Here is a 1,400-nt window from a genome sequence, read left to right as displayed (position 1 = left end):
CTTCGGCAGGCACATCGCGCCCACTGGGCGCAATGTGTCCGGCCTCAGCCCCCGAGGGGACGGCGATGCTTGCCGGATTGACCGACAAGCACATCGCCCGAGGCTGGCCGGCTAGGGAGCGGCCCGGCGCTCGGCCCGCAAAACGCCTGAAATGAATCGTCAGACGCGGTTGAGCGAGATGCCCGAAGTGGCGCGCAGCCGCTCCAGCACTTTGGTCGCAATCTGGTTCAGCGGCAGCACCTCGTCCGCCGCGCCGGCCGCGATGGCCTCGCGCGGCATGCCGAAGACGACGCAACTGGCCTCGTCCTGGCAGTAGTTGTAGGCGCCAGCGTCCTTCATGACCTTCATGGCCCTGGCGCCATCCGCGCCCATGCCGGTCAGCATGATGCCGATGGCGTTCGGGCCGACCACCTTGGCAGCCGACAGAAACAGCGCTTCGACCGAGGGCTTATGGCGGTTGATGGGCTCGCCGTCCTGTACGCGGGCGATGTAGTTCGCGCCGCTGCGTTCCACGCTCAGATGCATGCCGCCCGGCGCGATATAGCCGTGGCCGGGCAGGATGCGCTCGCCGTCCTGGGCTTCCTTGACGCGGATCTTGCACAGGCCGTCCAGCCGCGCGGCATAGCTCTTGGTGAAGCCGGGCGGCATGTGCTGGGTGATGACAACGGCCGGGCTGTCGGCCGGCAGGTTGATCAACACGTCCTTGGTGGCTTCGGTGCCCCCGGTGGAGGCGCCGATGAAGATGATCTTTTCGGTCGAGGCCCTGCCGAGGCTGGCCATCGTGACGGCCTTGACCGGGGCTGGCGCGGCTGCACCCGGTGCGGGCGGCGGTGGCGCGCGGCGGATGTGGGCCTTGGAGGCGATGCGGATTTTGTCCGTGATGTCCTGGGCCAGTTGGCGGATGCCGTCGGCCACGCCGATCTTGGGTTTGGCGACGAAGTCGATGGCGCCCAGTTCCAGCGCCTTCAGCGTGACCTCGGCACCGCGCTCAGTCAGCGTGGACACCATCACCACTGGCATCGGCCGCAGTCGCATCAGCCGCGACAGGAAATCGAGGCCATCCATGCGCGGCATCTCGACGTCCAGCGTGATGACGTCGGGGTTGAGGTTGCGGATCATCTCGCGCGCGACCAGCGGGTCGGCGGCCGCGCCGATGCATTCCATGTCGGACTGCCGGTTGATGATCTCGGTGAGGATGGAGCGCACCAGCGCTGAGTCGTCCACCACCACGACTTTGGTCTTGGCCATCGGTGGCCTCCTAGAACAAATCGATGGAGCCGCCGCTGCTGGCGACCGGCTGCACCTTTTGAATGGCTGCCCTGTCCTGCTGGATCAGCGCGTCGTTATTCGTCGGTGCCAGGCGCTTCACCATCGCCTTGCCACTGGCCGGCAGGAAGCAG

Annotated in this window: 1 protein-coding gene; it reads right to left on the bottom strand. The window is 66.9% G+C overall.

Annotation, left to right across the window (positions count from 1 at the left end):
• Positions 1 to 159: 159 nt before the first annotated feature.
• Complete coding sequence (locus ACXJKR_RS32515; protein WP_056195356.1) at positions 160 to 1,248, bottom strand: protein-glutamate methylesterase/protein-glutamine glutaminase; 1,089 nt, start codon at positions 1,246 to 1,248, stop codon at positions 160 to 162.
• Positions 1,249 to 1,400: the final 152 nt, after the last annotated feature.

Source organism: Roseateles sp. P5_E11, assembly GCF_054049355.1.
Note: the sequence above shows the minus strand (reverse complement) of the source record. Positions and strands in the feature narration are given on the sequence as shown.